15 protein-coding genes and 1 tRNA gene are annotated in these 21,823 nt (G+C 37.6%); 15 read left to right on the top strand and 1 reads right to left on the bottom strand.

The window, feature by feature from the left end; all coding sequences use genetic code 11:
* From QF044_RS15435 to nusG, 7 genes are all read left to right on the top strand, one after another.
* The gene (locus QF044_RS15435) at positions 1–1,242 is read left to right on the top strand and encodes a TolC family protein (RefSeq protein WP_307269113.1); all 1,242 of its coding nucleotides are present in this window, start codon (positions 1–3) and stop codon (positions 1,240–1,242) included.
* 3 nt (positions 1,243–1,245) lie between these two features.
* Entirely contained in the window at positions 1,246–2,331 is a 1,086-nt protein-coding gene (locus QF044_RS15430; protein WP_307269111.1) for an efflux RND transporter periplasmic adaptor subunit, read from the top strand.
* 235 nt (positions 2,332–2,566) lie between these two features.
* Positions 2,567–5,665: an efflux RND transporter permease subunit gene (locus QF044_RS15425; RefSeq protein WP_307269109.1), complete on the top strand. Its 3,099-nt coding sequence runs from the start codon at positions 2,567–2,569 to the stop codon at positions 5,663–5,665.
* A gap of 627 nt (positions 5,666–6,292) precedes the next feature.
* Entirely contained in the window at positions 6,293–7,504 is a 1,212-nt protein-coding gene (gene tuf / locus QF044_RS15420; protein ID WP_034749673.1) for an elongation factor Tu, read from the top strand.
* Between the two features lie 55 nt (positions 7,505–7,559).
* Positions 7,560–7,630: transfer RNA gene (locus QF044_RS15415), tRNA-Trp, on the top strand.
* Positions 7,631–7,642: 12 nt separating this feature from the next.
* On the top strand, positions 7,643–7,849 hold the full coding sequence (secE, locus tag QF044_RS15410; protein ID WP_034702507.1) for a preprotein translocase subunit SecE: 207 nt from the start codon (positions 7,643–7,645) through the stop codon (positions 7,847–7,849).
* 17 nt (positions 7,850–7,866) lie between these two features.
* The gene (gene nusG, locus QF044_RS15405; protein ID WP_307269106.1) at positions 7,867–8,409 is read left to right on the top strand and encodes a transcription termination/antitermination protein NusG; all 543 of its coding nucleotides are present in this window, start codon (positions 7,867–7,869) and stop codon (positions 8,407–8,409) included.
* 111 nt (positions 8,410–8,520) lie between these two features.
* Here the strand turns inward: nusG and QF044_RS15400 are convergent, their stop codons facing one another.
* Entirely contained in the window at positions 8,521–10,362 is a 1,842-nt protein-coding gene (locus QF044_RS15400) for a BspA family leucine-rich repeat surface protein (RefSeq protein ID WP_307269104.1), read from the bottom strand.
* Positions 10,363–10,581: 219 nt separating this feature from the next.
* Here QF044_RS15400 and rplK point away from each other — a divergent pair, with 219 nt between their 5' ends.
* The 8 genes from rplK (at position 10,582) to rpoB (ending at position 21,731) form a co-directional block, all read left to right on the top strand.
* Positions 10,582–11,025, top strand: coding sequence for a 50S ribosomal protein L11 (gene rplK / locus QF044_RS15395; RefSeq protein WP_307269101.1), 444 nt, complete (start codon positions 10,582–10,584; stop codon positions 11,023–11,025).
* An 11-nt stretch (positions 11,026–11,036) separates the two neighbouring features.
* Positions 11,037–11,729: a 50S ribosomal protein L1 gene (gene rplA, locus QF044_RS15390; protein WP_307269099.1), complete on the top strand. Its 693-nt coding sequence runs from the start codon at positions 11,037–11,039 to the stop codon at positions 11,727–11,729.
* 17 nt (positions 11,730–11,746) lie between these two features.
* Positions 11,747–12,340 carry a 50S ribosomal protein L10 gene (gene rplJ, locus QF044_RS15385; RefSeq protein ID WP_307269096.1) on the top strand — a complete coding sequence of 198 codons (594 nt, stop codon included), beginning with the start codon at positions 11,747–11,749 and terminating at the stop codon, positions 12,338–12,340.
* A gap of 45 nt (positions 12,341–12,385) precedes the next feature.
* The gene (rplL, locus tag QF044_RS15380) at positions 12,386–12,754 is read left to right on the top strand and encodes a 50S ribosomal protein L7/L12 (protein ID WP_034723387.1); all 369 of its coding nucleotides are present in this window, start codon (positions 12,386–12,388) and stop codon (positions 12,752–12,754) included.
* Positions 12,755–13,029: 275 nt separating this feature from the next.
* Complete coding sequence (locus QF044_RS15375) at positions 13,030–13,476, top strand: hypothetical protein (RefSeq protein ID WP_307269093.1); 447 nt, start codon at positions 13,030–13,032, stop codon at positions 13,474–13,476.
* Between the two features lie 128 nt (positions 13,477–13,604).
* Positions 13,605–14,774 (top strand): hypothetical protein, encoded by a 1,170-nt coding sequence (locus tag QF044_RS15370; protein WP_307269091.1) that lies wholly within the window; start codon positions 13,605–13,607, stop codon positions 14,772–14,774.
* 36 nt (positions 14,775–14,810) lie between these two features.
* Entirely contained in the window at positions 14,811–17,411 is a 2,601-nt protein-coding gene (locus QF044_RS15365) for a T9SS type A sorting domain-containing protein (protein WP_307269087.1), read from the top strand.
* A 498-nt stretch (positions 17,412–17,909) separates the two neighbouring features.
* Complete coding sequence (gene rpoB / locus QF044_RS15360) at positions 17,910–21,731, top strand: DNA-directed RNA polymerase subunit beta (protein WP_307269085.1); 3,822 nt, start codon at positions 17,910–17,912, stop codon at positions 21,729–21,731.
* The last annotated feature ends 92 nt before the right edge of the window (positions 21,732–21,823 follow it).

Here is a 21,823-nt window from a genome sequence, read left to right as displayed (position 1 = left end):
ATGAACAGAATTGCAGGGCTGTTGATTGCCATTTCCTCATTCATGGCAGGACAGCAGCAAATGTCGCTTTCAGACTGTGAAGAGGCATTTCAAAAAAATAATCTTCAGTTGCTTGCAGAACAATACAACATCAATATGGCTGATGCAGATATTCTGCAGGCTAAGATTTGGGAGCTTCCACAACTGAGCGGGCAGATTAATGCCTATAATCCTGAAGCCAAAAAGGTCTTTGATATAGGCAGTGCTAAAGGAGCGCAGGTAACCCAGCTGATCTACATAGGTGGAAAAAAGAAAAATGAAATTGCTTTTGCGAAATCAAACAAGGAGCTGGCCCAGCTTCAGTTTTCACAACTTCTGGTAGATCTGAGAACCCAATTACATGCCGGTTACTTCAACTTATATTATGAAAAGCTGAAACTGGACAATACGAATAAACAGTTGGGATATATGAATGATCTCCTTAGTGCTTATCGTGTCCAGTCTGCGAAGGGAAACGTTTCCCTTAAAGACGAAGTCAGGCTCCAAAGTTTAGTGATTCAGCTCAATAATGATAAACTTGGGATCAATAAGAATATTCTTGAATTTGAACAGAATTTAAAAGTACTCACCGGAGTTTCTGATGATATAGAACCCCAACTTTCTGATGCTGAAGCTAAAGAAATTCTTGCCGCACAACCTTTCGGAGATGAGGATGAATTAAAGAAAAAGGCATTGGAAAATAATGCAGACTATCTTTATTTTCTAAAATTAATTGATAACAGTAAACTGTATTCCCAGTGGCAGAAATCCCTGAATGTTCCCGATCTGAATGTTGGAGCCGGATGGGATCAAAATGGAGGAACCTTCAAAAATGAGGTCAATCTAATGGTCGGAATACCAATTCCGCTATGGAAATCCAATCAGGGGAATGTGGAAAAAGCCAATTATGCGATCCAGCAAAACCAGAAAAATGCCGATTACCAGAAACTGAACCTTGAAACTAAAGTTCAGGCCGCCTATAAAACCTGGAAAAGTCAATATGATCAGCTTGCAGAAATCAAAACCACAGACCTTATTAATATGGAACTGGTTTACGACGGAATGCTGAAAAATTTCAGAAAAGGAAATATCAACCTTATAGAATTTACGGATTTTATGGACAGCTATAGGGAAACAGCACTTCAGATCTTCGATATGAAAAACGAGATTATGCAGTCTGCAGAACAACTTAATCAACTCATACAAACAAAAATCTTCTATTAAGCAATGAAAAAATATATAATACCTATACTGATAGCCTTGTCTCTGTTGTCATGTGCGAAAAAAGAAGAAGAAAAAACTCCTCAGGCAAAAAAAGGTTTTGAACTGAGTAATACGATGCTCAGCTCTATCTCTTTAGCAAAAGTGGAAAGAAAAAGCGTAGAAGATCAATATAGTTTTTACGGTAAAATTTCTGCAGATAAAAACAGTTATATCGATGTATACCCTTTGGTAGGCGGAAATGTTTTAAGCGTAAATGCAGAACTTGGAGATTACGTGAGAAAAGGACAGGTGCTGGCTACGATCAGAAGTACAGAGCTGGCCGAAGTTCAGAAAGATGTAAGCGATGCAAAGACAGACCTTGTGGTTGCCCAAAATAACCTCCGTGTTGCCAAAGAAATGTACGAAGGCAAACTGAATACAGAAAGAGAAGTCCTTGAAGCCAAAAGCGTCGTGCAGAAAGCCCAGGATCAGATGCAGAGAGCCACAGCCGTAAGTACAGTTTATAATGTGAAGAAAGGAAATATCTACAGTGTGGTAGCTCCTATCAGCGGATATATTGTTCAAAAGAATATCAACAAAGACATGCAACTGAGAAGTGACAGAAGTGAAAATATTTTTGATGTGGCCAATACAACAAACGTATGGGCGATCATGAACGTCAATGAAGCTGATATCGAAAAAATAAATCTGGGAATGAAAGCTCAGGTTTCCACACTCTCATATCCGGATAAAATTTTTGATGGAAGAATTGATAAAATATTCAAGATTATTGATCCTGAAACCAATTCCATGCAGGCAAGAGTAGTGCTGGATAACGCCAATGGTTTATTGATTCCGGAAAGTAAAGCAACCATCAAAGTTTCAAGTTCTGAAACCAATACAGCGCTTACAGTACCTTCAAAAGCTGTTATTTTTGATGATAACAGAAGTTTTGTGGTGGTTTTCAAATCCAGAACCGATATAAAAGTTAAAGAAATAAAAATATTAAAACAGGTAGGAGATGTTACTTATGTTGCCGGAGGATTGTCTGAAGGAGAAGAAGTAATCACTAACAATCAGCTGCTGATCTACCGCTCTCTGAATAGCTGATTTTATTTTGAATATAATTTGAAATATTAAAAACATTAATAACCTTAGAATAAGAAGTTAAGCTCTATTAAGAAAACATCTGAAGATATTTAAGCATTCTTTATTATTAAAATTTGCTTGAAAATCATTTCACTGTTCTTTACCCTTTCAATATTCTTAATGTTTAGACTATCAAAATAAATTTCTTCTACCTATTTCTTTCAACGGCTTTTTTAGGTCATCAATTTAATCTATCATGAATAAATTCATTAAAAATATAATTGCTTTCTCGCTAAAAAATAAAGCATTTACCTTTATCTGGGTAGCTATTTTGGCCATTGCAGGTTTTATAAGCTTCAAAAATATGCCTATTGAAGCATTCCCGGATGTTACCAATACCCAGATTGTCATTATAACCCAATGGAATGGACGGAGCGCAGAAGAAGTGGAACGTTTTGTCACTACGCCCATCGAGTTAGCCATGAGCCCGGTTCAGAAGAAAACCAGTGTGAGAAGTACCACCATGTTTGGTCTTTCCATTGTAAAAATTCTTTTTGACGATGGGGTGGATGATACTTTCGCCAGAAATCAGGTCAATAACCAATTAAGAACCGTAAGCCTTCCTGATGAGGTAGATCCGGAAGTTCAGCCACCCTATGGGCCTACCGGGGAAATTTTCAGATATACACTGGAGAGTAAAACAAAGGATTCCCGGGAACTGCTGACCCTGCAGAACTGGGTAATCGAGCGAGCACTGAGAGGTGTTCCGGGGGTAGCGGATATTAATGTTTTTGGAGGTCAGGATAAAATTTTTGAATTAAGTATTGATCCCAGAGCTTTGGATAAATACAATCTGACGCCGCTGCAGGTGTATGATGCTGTTACCAAAAGTAATTTAAATGTCGGTGGTGATGTTATTGAGAAAAACGGCCAGGCCTACGTAGTTAGAGGAATAGGTCTTGTAAAATCCGTAGCAGATATAGGAAATATAACCATCCAGAATGACAGTGGAAACCCGGTACTGGTAAGATATGTTGCAGATGTCCATGAAAGTTCTATGCCGAGAGTAGGGCAGGCCGGTCTGAATAAACATGAAGATACGGTAGAAGGAATCGTGGTAATGAGAAAAGGGGAGAACCCAAGGGAAGTTCTGGTTGGAGTAAAAGCTAAAATCAAAGAGCTTAATGAAAAAATACTTCCGAAAGATGTCAAAATGGTGACTTTCTATGACCGTGACAACCTGATGGATTTTACGACACACACCGTAATGCACAATCTGATCGAGGGAATTATTCTGGTTACCGTGATCGTCCTGATCTTTATGGCAGACTGGCGAACGACCTTTATTGTTTCCATTATTATTCCACTGTCGCTGCTGTTTGCATTTTTATGCCTGAAACTGGCCGGGATGAGCGCCAACCTGCTTTCATTGGGAGCCGTAGATTTCGGGATCATTATTGACGGAGCCGTCGTCATGGTGGAAGGACTTTTTGTAATGCTCGACCACAAAGCACTCAAATATGGAACAGAAAAATTTAATAAACTTTCAAAAGGAGGCTGGATCAAACAGACCGGAACAGGTTTGGGAAAAGCGATCTTCTTTTCTAAACTTATTATCATCACATCCCTGATCCCTATTTTCTCATTCCAGAAAGTAGAAGGAAAAATGTTCTCACCGTTAGCATTTACTTTAGGATTTGCTCTAATAGGCGCATTGATATTCACCTTGACTTTGGTTCCTGTCCTTTCGCATCTTCTGTTAAATAAAAATGTAAAAGAAAAAAACAACCCGTTTGTGAATTTCTGGGACAGAATTGTATTGAAAGGCTTCAACTATACCTTTAAACATAAGAAAATGAGCTTAATTGTTGCTGTTTCCTTTATGTTGGTAACTTTATTTTCAGGGAAATTTTTAGGAACAGAATTCCTGCCGCAACTGAATGAAGGTTCATTGTGGATCACTGCAGAAATGCCGATGAGCTCCTCATTAAAAGAATCTTTGAAAACAGCAGACCTCCTGAAAAAAGATATTATGAGCTTTCCGGAAGTTACAGATGTTCTTGCCCAGACAGGACGAAGCAATGACGGGACAGACCCGAACGGATTTGGATTTGTACAGTTTGCCGTCAATCTGAAGCCTAAAGAAGAATGGAAACGGAACATAAGCTATGAAGGATTAATTGAAGAAATAGATAAAAAGCTCCGAAGCTACCAGGGAATTACATTTAATTATTCCCAGCCGATTTCAGATAACGTGGCAGAAGCTGTAGCCGGCTTTAAAGCAGAAAACGGAATCAAGATTTATGGTGATAACCTCGAAACACTGGACAAATTAGCTGATGAGGTCTTAAAACAGATCAAAGATGTAGACGGAGTAAAAGACCCTGGAATCATTAAAAACATAGGCCAGCCGGAAGTAAGCGTGGTGCTGGACAGGGATAAGATGGCCGCTTACGGAGTGATGCCGGATGATGCACAATCTGTGCTGGAAATGGCTTTTGGAGGAAAAACAGCTTCAGAAATGTTTGACGGAGAAAGAAAATTCCCGATTCGCCTCCGATATTCCCAGGAATACAGAAAAGATGAGAATGATATCGCTTCATTAATGGTTCCTACACAGGATGGAGCAAAGATTCCACTGAAAGAGATCAGTACCATTGTAAAAGATAACGGAGCTGCATTCATTTACAGAGATGATATTAAAAGATATATCGGCGTTAAATTCTCGATTCGTGACCGGGATTTGGGAAGTACGATCGCTGATGCACAGAAAAAAGTGGCTAAGGTTGATCTTCCCGACGGTTATTCCATCGGATGGACAGGTCAGTTTGAAAACCAGCAGAGAGCTTCACACAGACTGGCGCAGGTAGTTCCCATCAGTATTCTGGGGATTTTCTTCTTACTCTTTATCCTTTTTGGAAACATGCGAGACTCATTACTGGTATTGGCGAATGTGCCTTTTGCACTCATAGGGGGAATTATTGCCCTGCACCTTACCGGAATGAACTTTGGAATTTCCGCCGGAGTTGGAATGATCGCTCTACTTGGGATCTGTATCCAGAACGGGGTGATCCTCATTACAGAGTTCCATCAGAATGTAAAAGATGGCCTTACTTTGGATAATGCGATCCTCAATGGAGTAAAATCCAGAACCCGTCCCGTTATTATGACCGCACTGATGGCTTCAATAGGATTAATGCCTGCAGCGCTGTCTACAGGAATTGGTTCAGAATCTCAAAAACCTTTGGCTATTGTGATCATCGGAGGGCTGATTACGGCAACTGTATTAACCTTATTGATCTTCCCGATTATATTCTGGATATTCAACAGGACGAAAAAGTCCCAGCAGATTTAACTTTTATTCTACTTTTATATTATGCGAAGGGCGGAAAAACTATGTTTTTCCGCCCTTCCTCTTATCGAAATAATAATTATGAGTCTTTTAAAATTATAGTTACACTGCAAAGCTTTCCCAAAATCATGACAATTGGGAATTGCTGTTGCAATCCATTATGGTTAGGTTGTAAGCCTTAAATCAAAGCTGCAATATACGTTTCTGGTATTATCATTTGATCATCATAAAGGTCGCACGAAAAAAAGATCATGTAATCATTACCAAAGTGATGTAGTAATGTCTCCATAATATTATTTATTGGTTTATATTGATATACGAGATAAATGAGACTATGGATTGTGATTAAGTTTTTTTTATCAGCATGAATTTTTATCTTGTTCATTATTAAAACTATACCATTGTAATAGAAGATTACCCTGACTATATTTTGAATAAAACACTTGTAAGGTTTTTTTCAATTAATAAATTTGTGTAAATTTGCACCTCAATACTTAGAAGTATAGGGTTTGCAATTCTTTGGATCAAGATGTTGAAATTTTTTTAAATAAAAAGGTTTTGATATTTAAAAATTCATTATATTTGCACACTGAAAATTTGAATAAAACAATAAATAAATAATTTCACATCATGGCAAAGGAAACGTTTAATCGTAACAAACCACACTTGAACATTGGTACTATTGGTCACGTTGACCATGGTAAAACTACTCTTACAGCTGCAATTTCTGCTGTATTAGCTAGCAAAGGTCTTGCTGAGAAAAAAGACTTCTCTGCAATTGACTCTGCTCCAGAAGAAAAAGAAAGAGGTATTACTATCAATACAGCTCACATCGAATACGAAACTGAAAAAAGACACTATGCTCACGTTGACTGTCCAGGTCACGCGGATTATGTAAAGAACATGGTAACTGGTGCTGCTCAAATGGACGGAGCTATCGTAGTATGTGCTGCAACTGATGGTCCTATGCCTCAGACTAGAGAACATATCCTACTTTGCCGTCAGGTAAACGTACCTAGAATCGTTGTTTTCATGAACAAAGTTGACATGGTAGATGATGCTGAGTTATTAGAGCTTGTTGAAATGGAGCTTAGAGACTTATTGTCTACTTACGATTTTGACGGAGATAACTCTCCAGTAATTCAAGGTTCTGCATTAGGTGCTCTTACAGCAGCTACAGCAGCTACTCCTGATACTGAAGATAAGTGGTTCAAGAGCGTTGAAGAATTAATGGATGCTGTTGATAACTGGATCGAGCAACCACCAAGAGATACTGATAAGCCATTCTTGATGCCAATTGAAGACGTTTTCTCTATTACAGGTAGAGGTACTGTAGCAACTGGTAGAATCGAAGCTGGTATTATCAATACAGGTGATCCTGTAGACATCATCGGTATGGGTGAAGAAAAATTAACTTCTACTATTACAGGAGTTGAGATGTTCAGAAAAATCCTAGATAGAGGTGAAGCTGGTGATAACGTAGGTCTATTGTTGAGAGGTATTGAAAAAACTGACATCAAGAGAGGTATGGTAATTGCTAAGAAAGATTCTGTGAAACCACACAAGAAATTCAAAGCATCAGTATATATCCTTTCTAAAGAAGAAGGTGGACGTCACACTCCATTCCACAACAAATACCGTCCTCAGTTCTATGTAAGAACTACTGACGTTACAGGTGAGATCTTCTTACCAGAAGGTGTAGAAATGGTAATGCCTGGTGATAACTTAGAGATCACTGTAGAATTGTTACAGCCAATCGCTCTTAACGTAGGTCTTAGATTTGCGATCAGAGAAGGAGGTAGAACAGTTGGTTCAGGTCAGGTTACTGAAATCTTAGACTAATCATCTTAAAATAAATAAAGCTTCCGGAAGGAAACTCTCCGGAAGCTTTTTATCTACGGGCATCGTCCAATGGTAGGATACCGGTCTCCAAAACCGTTGATCAGGGTTCGAATCCTTGTGCCCGTGCAAATATTAATTATGAGTTCATTTGTCGATTTTTTAAAAGGTTCTTATAACGAATTCAGACATAAAGTTGAATGGCCAAAATGGGCTGATCTTCAGTCTTCAACTATTGTAGTAACTATAGCTACAGTGATTTTGGCATTATTTACCTTTGGAGTTGATGAATTGTTTTCAAAGGCAATCAGCAACATAATTGGAATGCTAATTAACGTGTTCAACTAAAAAAGTATTTTCCCATAATGAGCGAATTGAAATGGTATGTGCTGAAAGCGATCAGCGGACAGGAAAATAAAGTGAAAAACTACATTGAGACAGAAATCAAACGCTTAGGGTTTGAGCAGTACGTTACTCAGGTGGTTATTCCTATGGAAAAGGTTATTCAGATTAGAAACGGTAAAAAAGTTCCTAAAGAAAAGCCTTACTATCCTGGATACCTGATGATCGAAGCTGATCTGATGGGTGAAATTCCTCACGCTATTAAGAACATTCCCGGAGTTATATCTTTCCTTAGTTTAACGAAAGGAGGAGATCCTGTTCCAATGAGAAAGTCTGAAGTAAACAGAATGCTTGGCAGAATGGATGAGCTTTCAGAGTTTGCAAGCGATATTGAGATCCCATACATTGTAGGTGAAAACGTTAAAGTAATAGACGGACCTTTCAATGGATTCAACGGAACTGTTGAGAGAATTCTTGAGGATAAAAAGAAAATTGAAGTTTCTGTACTGATCTTCGGTAGAAAAACTCCAATGGAACTTAGCTATATGCAGGTAGAAAAAGTATAATCATTACTTTTTAAAATATATAATGACCACTGAAAAGTGGTCATTTTTTTTGCTTGAAAAATATAATTGGAGTTGATGTTTCAGGAATAGATATTTCCTCTTTATTCTTTCTTAATCCTTAATTATTTTTTTAGATAATTCACTTCCTGACACTTCATGAGCTTTTAAAATATAGATTCCTCTAGGTAATTCTGAGATATCAATACTTTTTCCTTTTGAACTCCTTTTTAAAAGCCTTCCGTCTGCACTGTACATTTCAATATTCTGTAATTCTTTTGAGAAGAAAACAGTATTTTTTACCGGATTGGGGTATATTTTAAAATCATTTTTATGAACCTCGGAAGTAGCAAGAGCATTGCATTGTGCATCGTAGGTATCATCAGTGATCATCCAGCCCTTAAAACCTGTTAAATTAGTTCTTGCTGCTGCCGCCTGAGGAGTAGAATATACCAATCCTGATGAGCCCAGAGTTAAATTATTGGGAGTAAAAGGACTGCTTGCCCATCCTTGAAGGGTAGAATTATAATTATTGCAGGATAATCCTGAAAAATCCAGCATCATATTCATTTGAGTAACCGAGTATAAATTCCAGGTGCCCAGATCCTGATTGAAAGCGGTTGCATTTTTAAAAGCATGGCGCATATCTGTTACAGCAGACGTATCCCAGTTTCCAATTGGCTGATTAAAAATGGGATTATCCGTAAACATATACAGCATATTTGTTACGTTTGAAGTATTCCAGTTTCCGATAGGCTGGTTAAAAAGTTTGGCATCATAGAACATATAGCTCATATCAGTGACCTGTGAAGTGTTCCAGTTTCCTATAGGTTGATTGAATTTTTCAGATAAAGCAAACATTTGACTCATATCAGTCACCTGTGAAGTGTCCCAGTTTGCTATAGGAAGATTAAAAAGTTTGCTTTCTGCAAACATTCCTGACATATCTGTTACATTGGAAGTATTCAGGTTTTCTATCGGTTGGTTAAATTTAAACGTTTTATTAAACATATAATGCATATTGGTTACACTGGAAGTGTCCCAACCGGCAATAGGTTGGTTGAACATCTCCGTGCCTGAAAACAGATAGCTCATATCTGTTACATTGGAAGTATCCCAGTTCCCGATAGGCTGATTGAATGCTCCTGTGTCGAAAAACAAGCTCTGCATATTGGTAACTTTGGAAGTGTCCCAGTTAGCCAGGGGTTGATTGAATGCAAATGCAGCGGTAAAAGTAGATTGCATATTGGTAACATTGGAAGTGTCCCAGTTTCCTAGGGGCTGATTAAATAGATCACTATGCATAAACATGAGTGATATATCAGTAACATTAGAAATGTCCCAGTTTCCTATGGGCTGGTTGAATTTTTTAGCAAAATAAAAGGTACCGGATAAATTAGTAACATTCGACAGATTCCAATTGCCAAAAGTGGGATTTCCAACCAATTTGTAACACATAGAAAACATGGAAGCCATATTGGTGAGATCAGAAAGTATCGGAAGGTCTGTGGCGGTCACATCCATTTCTGTGCAAAAATTAAAGGCATATTCCATACTGGACCATCTAATGTTTCCCCATTGGGATACATCGATGATTTTATGACTATCTCTGTGGGTGGAAAAATTCGGAGCATAAAAACAGATCCGATGAAAATTGCCATTTTCATTACTTACTTTTAAGGTGTAGGTTGCATCGGCAGGCACAGGATTCAAAGGGGTTCCGAAATCAATTAAAAGAGGTGCGCTCAGTAATGTTGTTACGTTGTCTAATGTACTGTTGTGAGTAGGATAGCCAACTTCTTCCCAGTATATTTTATAATTTGTTCCAACTCCGGGAAAGTAAATTTGAGTCGGTGAGCTTAATGAAGGGAAAATACCGATATTACTGGGCTTCCATACGGTGATGAACTCATGCTGTGCTCTTATGACAGAGAAAAGCATTAAAAATATACTCAAAAATATAAATTTAAATTTCATGGTTTTCAGTTTCTTGTAAATATAATTAAAAACTTTTATTATTAATTCTTTCTAAAAATCAACACATTCCGTTTGCTATTTCAAAAATATTTCATAATTTTGCAGTCCGAAAAGTAGATTTACTGTATGTGAGTCGGTGATCTACTGAATAAATAATGCTTCCAAACTCATTAATTATTCAAACTAAAAAAATTAAAAATGGCTAAGAAAGTCTTTAAAATGGTAAAGCTTCAGGTGAAAGGTGGCGCAGCTAACCCTTCTCCACCAGTAGGTCCAGCATTGGGTTCTGCAGGTGTGAACATCATGGAGTTTTGTAAGCAATTTAACGGGAGAACCCAAGATAAGCCAGGGCAAGTTTTACCTGTAGTAATTACAGTATACGAAGACAAATCTTTTGAATTCGTTATTAAAACTCCACCTGCAGCGATCCAGTTGATGGATGCGGCTAAAATCAAAGGAGGTTCCGGTGAACCAAACAGAAACAAAGTAGGTTCTGTATCTTGGGATCAAGTGAAGAAAATCGCTGAAGATAAAATGTCAGATCTTAACTGCTTTACAATAGACTCTGCTCTTTCTATGGTAGCTGGTACTGCTAGATCTATGGGGTTAAGAGTAACAGGAACTAAACCAACTAACGCTTAAAACTAATTGAAATGGCAAAATTAACTAAAAAGCAAAAAGAAGCTTTAAGCAAAGTAGAAAAAGGAAGAATCTATAACCTAGAAGAAGGTTCAGCTCTTGTAAAAGAGGTGAGCACTACAAAGTTTGATGCTTCTGTAGATATCGCTGTAAGATTAGGGGTAGATCCAAGAAAAGCAAACCAAATGGTAAGAGGTGTAGTATCTCTTCCTCACGGAACTGGTAAAGATGTTAAAGTTTTAGCTTTAGTAACTCCAGATAAAGAAGCTGAAGCTAAAGAAGCTGGAGCTGATTATGTAGGTCTTGACGAATATTTACAAAAAATAAAAGAAGGTTGGACAGATGTTGACGTTATCGTTACTATGCCAGCTGTTATGGGTAAATTAGGCCCATTAGGTAGAGTGTTAGGACCAAGAGGTCTTATGCCTAACCCTAAATCAGGTACTGTAACTATGGAAATTGGTAAAGCAGTAACTGAAGTGAAAGCAGGTAAAATTGATTTCAAAGTAGATAAATACGGTATTATCCACGCAGGTATTGGTAAAGTATCTTTCGATGCTAATAAAATCAAAGAAAATGCTCAGGAATTAATCTCGACATTGATCAAAATGAAACCAACTGCTGCTAAAGGGACTTACGTGAAGAGTATTTACTTATCTTCTACAATGAGCCCGGGTATTGCAATTGATAGTAAATCTGTTAACTAATAATAATCCTTAAGACAATGACAAAAGACCAAAAAGTTGTAGCAATACAAGAGATCAAAGATTTGCTTCAGGATGCGAAAGTAGTTTATGTAGCAGATTTAGACGGTTTGAACGCTGCAAAATCTTCTGATTTCAGAAGACAGGCTTTCAAACAGAATATCAAAGTAAAAGTAGTGAAAAATACACTTTTACAAAAAGCAATGGAACAAATTGACGGAGTAGATTTCTCTGAAATGTTCCAAACTTTCAAAGGTAACTCTGCATTAATGATTGCTGAAACAGCTAACGCTCCAGCAAAATTAATCAAAGACTTTAGAAAAAAAGAAGAGAAGCCGGCATTGAAGTCTGCTTTTGTACAAGAAACTTTCTATGTTGGTGACGACAACCTTGATGCTTTAGTAAGCATTAAGTCTAGAGAAGAAATGATCGGTGAAATCATCGGATTACTTCAGTCTCCAATTCAAAGAGTTGTTTCTGCTCTTCAAAACAAATCTGAAACTGCAGAAGCTACTCCTGAAGAAGCTGCACCTGCTGTAGAAGAAACTCCTGCTGCTGAAGCTCCAGAAGCTCCAACTGCAGAAAGCACTGACGAAACGCCAGCTGCTGAATAATACTCTCAAAAAATTAAATAAATAATCAACAAAAACATTACAACAATGTCAGATTTAAAAAATTTAGCTGAAACGCTAGTAAACTTAACAGTAAAAGACGTAAATGAATTAGCTACTATCCTTAAGGATGAGTACGGAATTGAGCCAGCTGCTGCTGCTGTAGTAGTTGCTGCAGGTGGTGCAGGTGAAGCTGCTGAAGAAAAGACTGAATTCGACGTAATTCTTAAGTCTGCAGGTGCTTCTAAATTAGCTATCGTTAAATTGGTAAAAGATTTAACTGGTGCTGGTCTTAAAGAAGCTAAAGATATCGTAGACGGAGCTCCTGCTGCTATCAAGCAAGGAATTTCTAAAGACGAAGCTGAAGCTCTTAAGAAGCAATTAGAAGAAGCTGGTGCTGAAGTAGAATTGAAATAATTCAATTTATTATAGAATAAGAAGCCCGGACAGTAATGTCCGGGCTTTTTTTTGCTTTTATATCATTTGAAAGTACACAATATATAATATCAGTAATTAAATATACTTGCTTTATATTATTTTATATTTAATTATGATTGTTTATTTTATAATAATTGCTATTGTAAAATATTTATTATTCATGTAATTGTTTCTTTTTAGTTAAAATAAATTATTAAAACATTGTTTTAATTGTAAATTTGTTATATTTGCACTAAAAAAAACACACACATAATTTGAAAAAAAGTTACGATCTCTTCCGTAGCTCTGCTATGACATATTGTATAAGTATGTTGTTGGCAATGAGTCTGGGAAGTATAAGCAAGTCTTTAGCAGCACAGAAATATACTGTTGCATACTGCAGTTTTAATACTGACAGGATATTTAGCTTTGGGTATGATAATAATTCCTATTTTGGGAAAAAAGATACCAAAAATAAGACTGCTGATTTATATGGTCAAAACTTCAAAAATAATTATCCTGATGTAGGAAGTTATTTCTTCTACGAGAATTCCTCTCTTATAACACTTTACAAACCAAATACAAATTTTCAATACATAGGATCTCAGAATGATCAGATGGTAAGAATACAAAACCAAAAATCAAAACTTCCTTCTATAGAAAATTCTAAAGATTTAAAAGGCTTTAATTGTATAATTAAGGTTCCGGACAAATTATCCTAACAGCACTTCCTAACCACTAAAAAATTTTCCGAAAAAAAATACTGATTCCTTCTTTAGTTTGACTGAAAAGGAAACTCATATACCTCTTCTAAAATAAAACACACAAAAAAAGACAAATATCATTAGAAATGAAAAACAGATTATTGACATTCGCAGCTTTATCCATGTATTTTGGAATAAATGCACAAGTTGGAATTAATACAAGTCAGGCGCAGGTAACGCTTGATGTGGTAGGCTTTCCTTCAATTACAAGTAAATTGGACGGGATCATCGCACCCCGGCTCACAGAAACAGAACTGAATAAAAAAACATACGGAGCACCTCAGATCGGGGCTATGGTTTATGTGACACTGGCGGATATCGCACCAGCAGGACAGACCGTAAACGTAACGGTACCCGGATATTATTATTTCGACGGAACACAATGGCAAAAGCAGACAGGTACAGAATGGCAGGTGAAGGGGAATGCAGCAGGTGAGATTTCTACTACAGCAGAAACTTTAGGAACTGCACCGGCATCTGTAAATTATCTGGGTACCAAAGGAGTGGCCAACCTTGTGGTTATAACTGCAGGAAAAGTTCACGGAGTACTGGACATCGCTGGCGGACTTACCGGTGGTGGAGAAGATGGTTCCAACTTAGCCTGGGGTAGCAACAACACGATCAATGCCACTTCAAATAATATTGCACTCGGCAGAGGAAATACAGCTAATACTTCAGGAGCTAATTTTCCTGCTGTTGCCATTGGCTCGGATAATATTGTAGCAGGAGGTGGTAAGGCTTTTGGTTCCGGAAACTCAACCTTAGCCAGTAATAATTTTGCGTTTGGTGCTAATAATAAAACAGGAAACTCAATATCTGCTGCTGTAGGAATGGGAAATGATGCAATAAATGGTGGTTTTGCGTTTGGGACCAGTAATGTGACTACCGTTAATAACTTTGCATTTGGAAGTACCAATAAGGTGAGTGGAATTTCAGGTTCTATTGCCATTGGAATTAATGGTATTTCCCAGGCTAATCAATCCACATATGCCAATACTGCCCATGTATTTTCAGGACAGGGAGCTGCAGGTACAGTGATCACTGATGTTGGGATCAATATGATTCCAAGCGCTACAAACTATGCAGATCTGGAAATAAGTAAGGCTATCCAGATAAAAGCTACAACAAAACCAACATGTGATGCCTCTAATGCCGGATCAATAATGTACGAGGTGGCCACTGTGGCGGGTGTCACAAGTGGTAATTTTATTGGCTGTAAACAGACTGGTACAAATTACGGATGGCAGACCTTATAATAATAAACACAAACTTTTAACAAAAAATAAAACAAAATGGCAAAAAAATTATTCGATCAATTTGCAGTACTGGTCATGATATTCATGATGTCTGCAGCAATATATGCCCAAAAGGGATATGAGCCTATCCGCGGGATGGGTGTAGAAGCAAAACCTGTTAATAATTCAGGTATTTGTCTGGCTTGCTATAACGGAAGCATGAATCCGGTAATAGATGCAAGTTTAGATAATAATGTAAGCATGGGGAACTTTGCTTCTTTGGTAAGTGGAAACGGTATTTCTGTGAAGAATACCAATACTACCTACCCGGCTGGATATATTACGGGTTTCAATGTTGATTTGGGAACAAGTTTTATAACAGTTGATCTGTTAAGTTCATTAAGGATCAGTACCTATAAAAATGGAGTATTACAGGAATCTACTACAAGCAGTACATTGTTATCAGTACCTGCATTTGGAGGATCTAAAAACAGGATTTTCCTTCACTTTAAAACAACAAGGGAGTTTGATGAAGTAAGATTATATCAAACCAATGTATTGTCTATATTTAGTGCAATGAATGTGTATTATGCATTTGCATTCGATCCTGCTAAAGTACCTGTTGATAATAATGGAATCTGTGATGATATTATTGCGGGAAGCGGAGTAGACGGTAACGTATCAGGAAGCAGCAGTTTCCTTGCTCCACTTTCGTTTGTTCAGAATAAAGAAAGAATCGGAGACGGTGACAAAAACTCTTACGGATCTATTGTATTGCCTGCCGGGCTCCTTGGGTCTTATTCAGTAGGAGTATTGGATAAAAACCAGATCTATCCTGCAGGAAACAAAACCGGATTTGTAATTTCTCCTGATGATGAAGGAAAACTTATAAGCGCGGAATTTCTTAAAAATATTACCGTAGAAACTTATTTGTATGGCCAGCTTCAGGATTCCAAAACATTATCTGATGGCGGAGGACTGATTAATATCAAAGTTTTAGGCTTTGGTTCAGGAAAACAGAAAGTAACGCTTACCTCTTCCAAACCTTTTAACGAAGTACGTTTAAAAGTTACACAGACTTTAGGGGTTAACATTGGAGCCTTAAAAGTATATTATGCATTTGAAGAGCCTGCATCTTGCGACTGTAACGATAAAATTCAGACAAGCGGTTCTGCAATTCAGGGAAACTTGGTATCGGGAACTAGCTGGACTTCAGGTCCCGGACTTTTCGGTCTTATTTTAGCAAAAATGGTAAACCCGGCAAATATTGTAGATACCAATACATCTAATTATGCTACGGCGACTATTCCAGCTGCTTCATTTTTAAGCATTTTTTCAGCTTATGCTACAGTAAGTACCAATAGTTTGCTTCCGGCTAATACCTATGCTGGATTCACATTGGAAAAAGCAGCAAACTTAATTGGGATAAGTGTTCTTGAAAATATTACAGTAACACTTTACAATAACAATACACAAACAGATACTTTTACAAGTACCGGAAGTCTGATCAGTGGGAATTTCTTCACTACAGACTCTAATAAATTTTATGTAGGAGGTAAGGCAACTAAACCTTTCAACCGTATTAAAGTTACTTTCTATAGTGGTACAGGCGTGCGTATTCCACAGAACTATTATATCTACAATGCATTTGCTAGTAGAGATGATGATAATGATGGAGTGCCAAACTGTTTCGATCAGTGTCCGAATGGTAATGACAGTATCGATAATAACGGTAATGGTATTCCTGATTGTGCCGAAGGATGTACGGCTGTAAATGACAAATCACCAACGTTAGACACAGATGGAGATGGCATCATGGATGCATGTGATTTTGATTCTGATAATGATGGAATTCCGGATGCTTTAGAAGATCTTGATCAGAACGGTAAATTTGAAGATGACGATACAGAAGGTATCTTTGGATTTGTTCCGGTATTGGGAGATGGAATTTCTACCTACCTGGATCTTGATTCTGATAATGATGGTATTTTAGATTTATTTGAATCAGGAATTCCAACATCAGTAATCAGCCAGATCGATACAGACCATAATGGTGTTATTGACAGCAATGTTGCCGTAGGAAGTAACGGTATTGCAGATATTTTGGAAACTTCTCCGGATTCTGGAATCTTAAAATATCCTCTTAAGAATACAGATGGTGATGATAAGCCTGATTTTATTGATTTAAATTCAAACGGAACTGATTTTGACCTTTGGGCTATTGGTAAAGTTAACCTGGACGATTTTGGAGCAGGATTTATTTCCAGAATTGTAGATTTAGACAGAGACGGTATCCAGGCTGTTGTAGATACAGACCTTGCGAAAAGAGGAGCGCCGGATTCCCCACTTTCACCTTATGCTTCCCTGTTGAAGAATGCACAGATGGAAACGGCAGCAAAAGGAACAGATATTTCTCCTGCTCAGGCTGCTAATGATATTAAAGTATATCCTAACCCGGTAAAATCAGGTGAAAACCTTAATGTGAAATCTGAAGAAGGGGGTACTTATACATTATTCTCTGCTCAGGGGCAACTGATCAGATCAGATAAATTCTCTGCTAATGCTGAAATCAGCACTGCTTCACTTCCTGCTGGTATTTATATTGTAAAAATAGAAACCAAATCAGCAGTGAAATCTTATAAGATTATTGTAAAATAATTTTGATACTATAAAATGGAAGGCCGTCCTTTATGGGCGGCCTTTTTTTGTTGAAATGATTTTAACATTCTCAAAATGAATGCGTTTTATTTGCGTATGTGAATGAATTTTTGTAATTTTGTCCCTCTTTTGGCGCGAATAATTGTTTGTAAATCTATAAAATATTGAAAATCAGCTCTTTCATGGAAAATAATGAAAGGGGTTTCGTGTATATAGATACTACGGGTAATTCCGTCTCAAAAGTAAATAAGAATATTTTGCATTACGCTGTGAAAAGATATACCAGCGTTGCAGTTAGGTTAGATCACAGATTAGTAGACTGAAGATTAGAGATTAATAAACAAATGAATGGTAAGATATTCGGATAACAGCGCCAAAGTTTTCTTAACATTTTTCTTACATCATTTTTTGTCTCGTATCTCAAATCTCAATATCTCGCATCTTTCCTGATATTTTTTAATGAATCAAAATATTTTTTAACCCTTTCTTAAAAGTTTTATGAGTAAAACAACAGCAACTACAAGGGGGAATCAGAGAGTTAACTTCTCATCAGCTAAAGGAAAAATCATTACTCCGGACTTCCTGGACATCCAGCTTGAGTCTTTCAGAGATTTTTTCCAGCTTGATACCCTTCCAGAAGACAGAACAGATGAAGGTTTGTACAGAACCTTCCAGGAAAATTTCCCAATTACAGATTCTAGAAATCAGTTTGTATTGGAATTTATTGATTATCTGGTAGATTCTCCACGTTATTCAATTAACGAGTGTGTGGAAAGAGGACTGACGTATTCAGTGCCCCTTAAAGCAAGACTTAAATTGTATTGTACAGACCCTGAACACGAGGATTTCCAAACTGTAGTTCAGGATGTATATTTAGGCCCGGTTCCTTATATGACGCCTAGTGGATCTTTCATCATCAACGGTGCAGAAAGAGTTATTGTTACCCAGCTTCACCGTTCACCTGGTGTATTCTTCGGGCAGACTTACCACGCAAACGGAACTAAATTGTACTATTCAAGAATCATCCCTTTCAAAGGATCTTGGATGGAATTTACAACCGATATCAACAGCGTAATGTACGCGTATATCGACCGTAAGAAAAAGTTACCATTAACGACTCTATTAAGAGCTATCGGTTATGAATCTGATAAGGATATCCTTCAGATCTTCGACCTTGCTGAAGAAGTGAAAGTTTCTAAGGCTGCTCTTAAAAAAGTAGAAGGAAGAACTTTGGCTGCGAGAGTACTGAACACTTGGTTCGAGGATTTCGTAGACGAAGATACTGGTGAAGTAGTTTCTATTGAAAGAAACGAGATCATCTTAGACAGAGAAACTATTCTTGAAAAAGAACATTTAGATCTTATTCTTGATGCAGGTGTGAAATCTATCCTGATTCACAAAGAAAATGCAAATGAATTCTCTATCATTCAGAATACATTACAGAAAGACCCTACCAACTCTGAAAAAGAAGCGGTAGAATACATCTATCGTCAGTTAAGAAATGCAGATCCACCCGATGAAGAAACTGCAAGAGGAATCATTGAAAAATTATTCTTCTCAGAGCAGAGGTATTCATTAGGTGAAGTTGGACGTTACAGGCTAAACAAAAAGTTAGGTCTTAATATTCCTACTACCACTGAAGTTCTTACAAAAGAAGATATCATTGCTATCGTAAGACACCTGATCGAGCTTGTAAACTCTAAGGCTGAGGTTGATGATATTGACCACTTATCTAACAGAAGAATCAAGACTGTTGGAGAGCAGTTAGCAGGACAGTTCGGTGTAGGTCTTTCAAGAATTGCAAGAACGATCAAAGAAAGAATGAACGTTAGAGATAACGAAATCTTTACTCCACTTGATCTTGTAAATGCTAAGACATTAACATCAGTAATTAACTCGTTCTTCGGTACCAACCAGCTTTCTCAGTTCATGGACCAAACCAACCCACTATCAGAAATCACGCACAAGCGTAGACTTTCTGCACTAGGGCCTGGTGGTTTATCAAGAGAAAGAGCAGGTTTCGAGGTTCGTGACGTTCACCATACCCACTACGGAAGAATTTGCCCGATTGAAACTCCGGAAGGACCAAACATCGGTTTGATTTCATCTTTAGGTATTTATGCTAAAATCAATACTTTAGGTTTCATCGAAACGCCATACAGAAAAGTAGAAAACAGTAAGGTAGACCTTAATGCAGATCCTATTTATCTGAATGCAGAAGATGAAGAAGACAAAGTAATTGCTCAGGCTAACGTTGAGTTGAATGATGGCGGAGAATTCTTAACAGACAGAATTATTGCAAGACTGGATGGTGACTATCCGGTGGTTGAGCCTTCTCAGGTAAACCTTATCGACGTTGCACCAAACCAGATCTCCGGTATCTCAGCTTCATTGATTCCATTCCTGGAGCATGATGATGCGAACCGTGCATTGATGGGATCCAACATGATGCGTCAGGCAGTTCCTCTATTGAAGCCACAAGCTCCAATCGTTGGTACAGGCCTGGAACAGCAGGTTGCTAAAGATTCAAGAATCTTGATCAATGCTGAAGGTACAGGTACTGTAGAGTACGTAGATGCTGATATGATCACCATCAAATATGAAAGAAGTGATGACGAAGATTTAGTACAATTTGAGTCTGCTACTAAAACATATAAACTGACTAAGTTCAGAAAAACCAATCAGAGTACGACCATTACTCTAAGACCAAACGTAAGAGTAGGTGAAACGGTACATAAAGGACAGGTTCTTTGTGACGGTTATGCTACTGAAAACGGAGAATTGGCTCTTGGTAGAAACTTGGTGGTAGCGTTCATGCCTTGGAAAGGGTATAACTTTGAGGATGCAATTGTAATCAATGAAAAAGTTGTACGTGAAGACTGGTTTACTTCAATCCACGTAGATGAGTACTCTCTTGAGGTTCGTGATACCAAACTAGGTATGGAAGAACTGACAGCAGATATTCCTAACGTTTCTGAAGAAGCGACTAAAGATCTTGACGAAAACGGTATGATCAGAATTGGTGCTGAAGTGAAGCCTGGAGATATTATGATCGGTAAGATCACTCCAAAAGGTGAATCTGACCCAACTCCTGAAGAAAAACTTCTTAGAGCAATCTTTGGTGACAAAGCCGGTGATGTTAAAGATGCTTCATTAAAAGCAGATTCATCATTAAGAGGTGTTGTGATCAACAAGAAATTGTTCTCAAGAAACATTAAAGATAAAAAGAAAAGAACTGAAGAAAAACTTAAACTTGAAGAGATTGAAAACACTTACAAGGCTAAGTTTGATGAGTTGAGAAACACTTTAATTGAAAAATTAAATACACTGGTAGGTGGTAAAACTTCTCAGGGAGTTACCAACGACCTTGATGAAGAAATCATCGGTAAAGGTGTGAAGTTCACTCATAAATTATTGACTTCAGTTGAAGATTACGTAAACGTAAGCGGAGCAGACTGGACGGTAGATAATGAGAAGAATGAATTGGTAAAACAGTTGATTCACAATTATAAGATCAAGTTTAACGATATTCAGGGAGTTAAAAACCGTGAGAAATTTGCAATTTCAATTGGAGATGAACTTCCGGCAGGTATCATGAAACTGGCTAAAGTTTACATTGCTAAGAAACGTAAACTGAACGTAGGAGATAAAATGGCAGGACGTCACGGTAACAAAGGTATCGTTTCAAGAATCGTTCGTGAAGAAGATATGCCATTCCTTGAAGACGGAACACCGGTAGATATCGTATTGAATCCACTTGGAGTACCTTCCCGTATGAACATCGGACAGATTTATGAAACAGTTCTTGGTTGGGCTGGTCAGAAACTGGGAATGACGTTCGCTACGCCGATTTTCGATGGAGCAACTCTTGATCAGATCACTGAATATACAGAGAAAGCAGGTCTTCCTAAATTCGGTCACACTTACCTTTATGATGGAGGTACAGGAGAAAGATTTACCCAGGCTGCAACAGTAGGTATTATCTATATGTTGAAATTGGGACACATGGTTGACGATAAAATGCACGCGCGTTCTATCGGTCCTTACTCATTGATTACTCAGCAGCCGTTAGGAGGTAAAGCTCAGTTCGGTGGTCAGAGATTCGGAGAGATGGAGGTTTGGGCTCTTGAAGCATTTGGAGCATCCAATATCCTTAGAGAGATCTTGACTGTGAAGTCTGATGACGTGATTGGTAGAGCGAAAACTTATGAAGCAATTGCAAAAGGTGAATCTATGCCTGAACCAGGTATTCCGGAATCATTCAATGTACTACTTCATGAACTACAAGGACTTGGACTTGATGTAAGATTGGAGGAGTAAATTAAGATTTAATTACTGAAAATTAAAGTATTAATGAACTCCGAGATGATAAGAGAGAAAGTAATCTTTCAATCTTTAATCTTTTAATCAAA

The organism is Chryseobacterium sp. W4I1, assembly GCF_030816115.1.
GTDB lineage: Bacteria > Bacteroidota > Bacteroidia > Flavobacteriales > Weeksellaceae > Chryseobacterium.
Note: the sequence above shows the minus strand (reverse complement) of the source record. Positions and strands in the feature narration are given on the sequence as shown.

Coding starts and splice junctions, on each gene's coding strand:
- QF044_RS15435 (WP_307269113.1), top strand. CDS start 1: ATGAACAGAATTGCAGGGCTGTTGATTGCCATTTCCTCATTCATGGCA.
- QF044_RS15430 (WP_307269111.1), top strand. CDS start 1,246: ATGAAAAAATATATAATACCTATACTGATAGCCTTGTCTCTGTTGTCA.
- QF044_RS15425 (WP_307269109.1), top strand. CDS start 2,567: ATGAATAAATTCATTAAAAATATAATTGCTTTCTCGCTAAAAAATAAA.
- tuf (WP_034749673.1), top strand. CDS start 6,293: ATGGCAAAGGAAACGTTTAATCGTAACAAACCACACTTGAACATTGGT.
- secE (WP_034702507.1), top strand. CDS start 7,643: ATGAGTTCATTTGTCGATTTTTTAAAAGGTTCTTATAACGAATTCAGA.
- nusG (WP_307269106.1), top strand. CDS start 7,867: ATGAGCGAATTGAAATGGTATGTGCTGAAAGCGATCAGCGGACAGGAA.
- rplK (WP_307269101.1), top strand. CDS start 10,582: ATGGCTAAGAAAGTCTTTAAAATGGTAAAGCTTCAGGTGAAAGGTGGC.
- rplA (WP_307269099.1), top strand. CDS start 11,037: ATGGCAAAATTAACTAAAAAGCAAAAAGAAGCTTTAAGCAAAGTAGAA.
- rplJ (WP_307269096.1), top strand. CDS start 11,747: ATGACAAAAGACCAAAAAGTTGTAGCAATACAAGAGATCAAAGATTTG.
- rplL (WP_034723387.1), top strand. CDS start 12,386: ATGTCAGATTTAAAAAATTTAGCTGAAACGCTAGTAAACTTAACAGTA.
- QF044_RS15370 (WP_307269091.1), top strand. CDS start 13,605: ATGAAAAACAGATTATTGACATTCGCAGCTTTATCCATGTATTTTGGA.
- QF044_RS15365 (WP_307269087.1), top strand. CDS start 14,811: ATGGCAAAAAAATTATTCGATCAATTTGCAGTACTGGTCATGATATTC.
- rpoB (WP_307269085.1), top strand. CDS start 17,910: ATGAGTAAAACAACAGCAACTACAAGGGGGAATCAGAGAGTTAACTTC.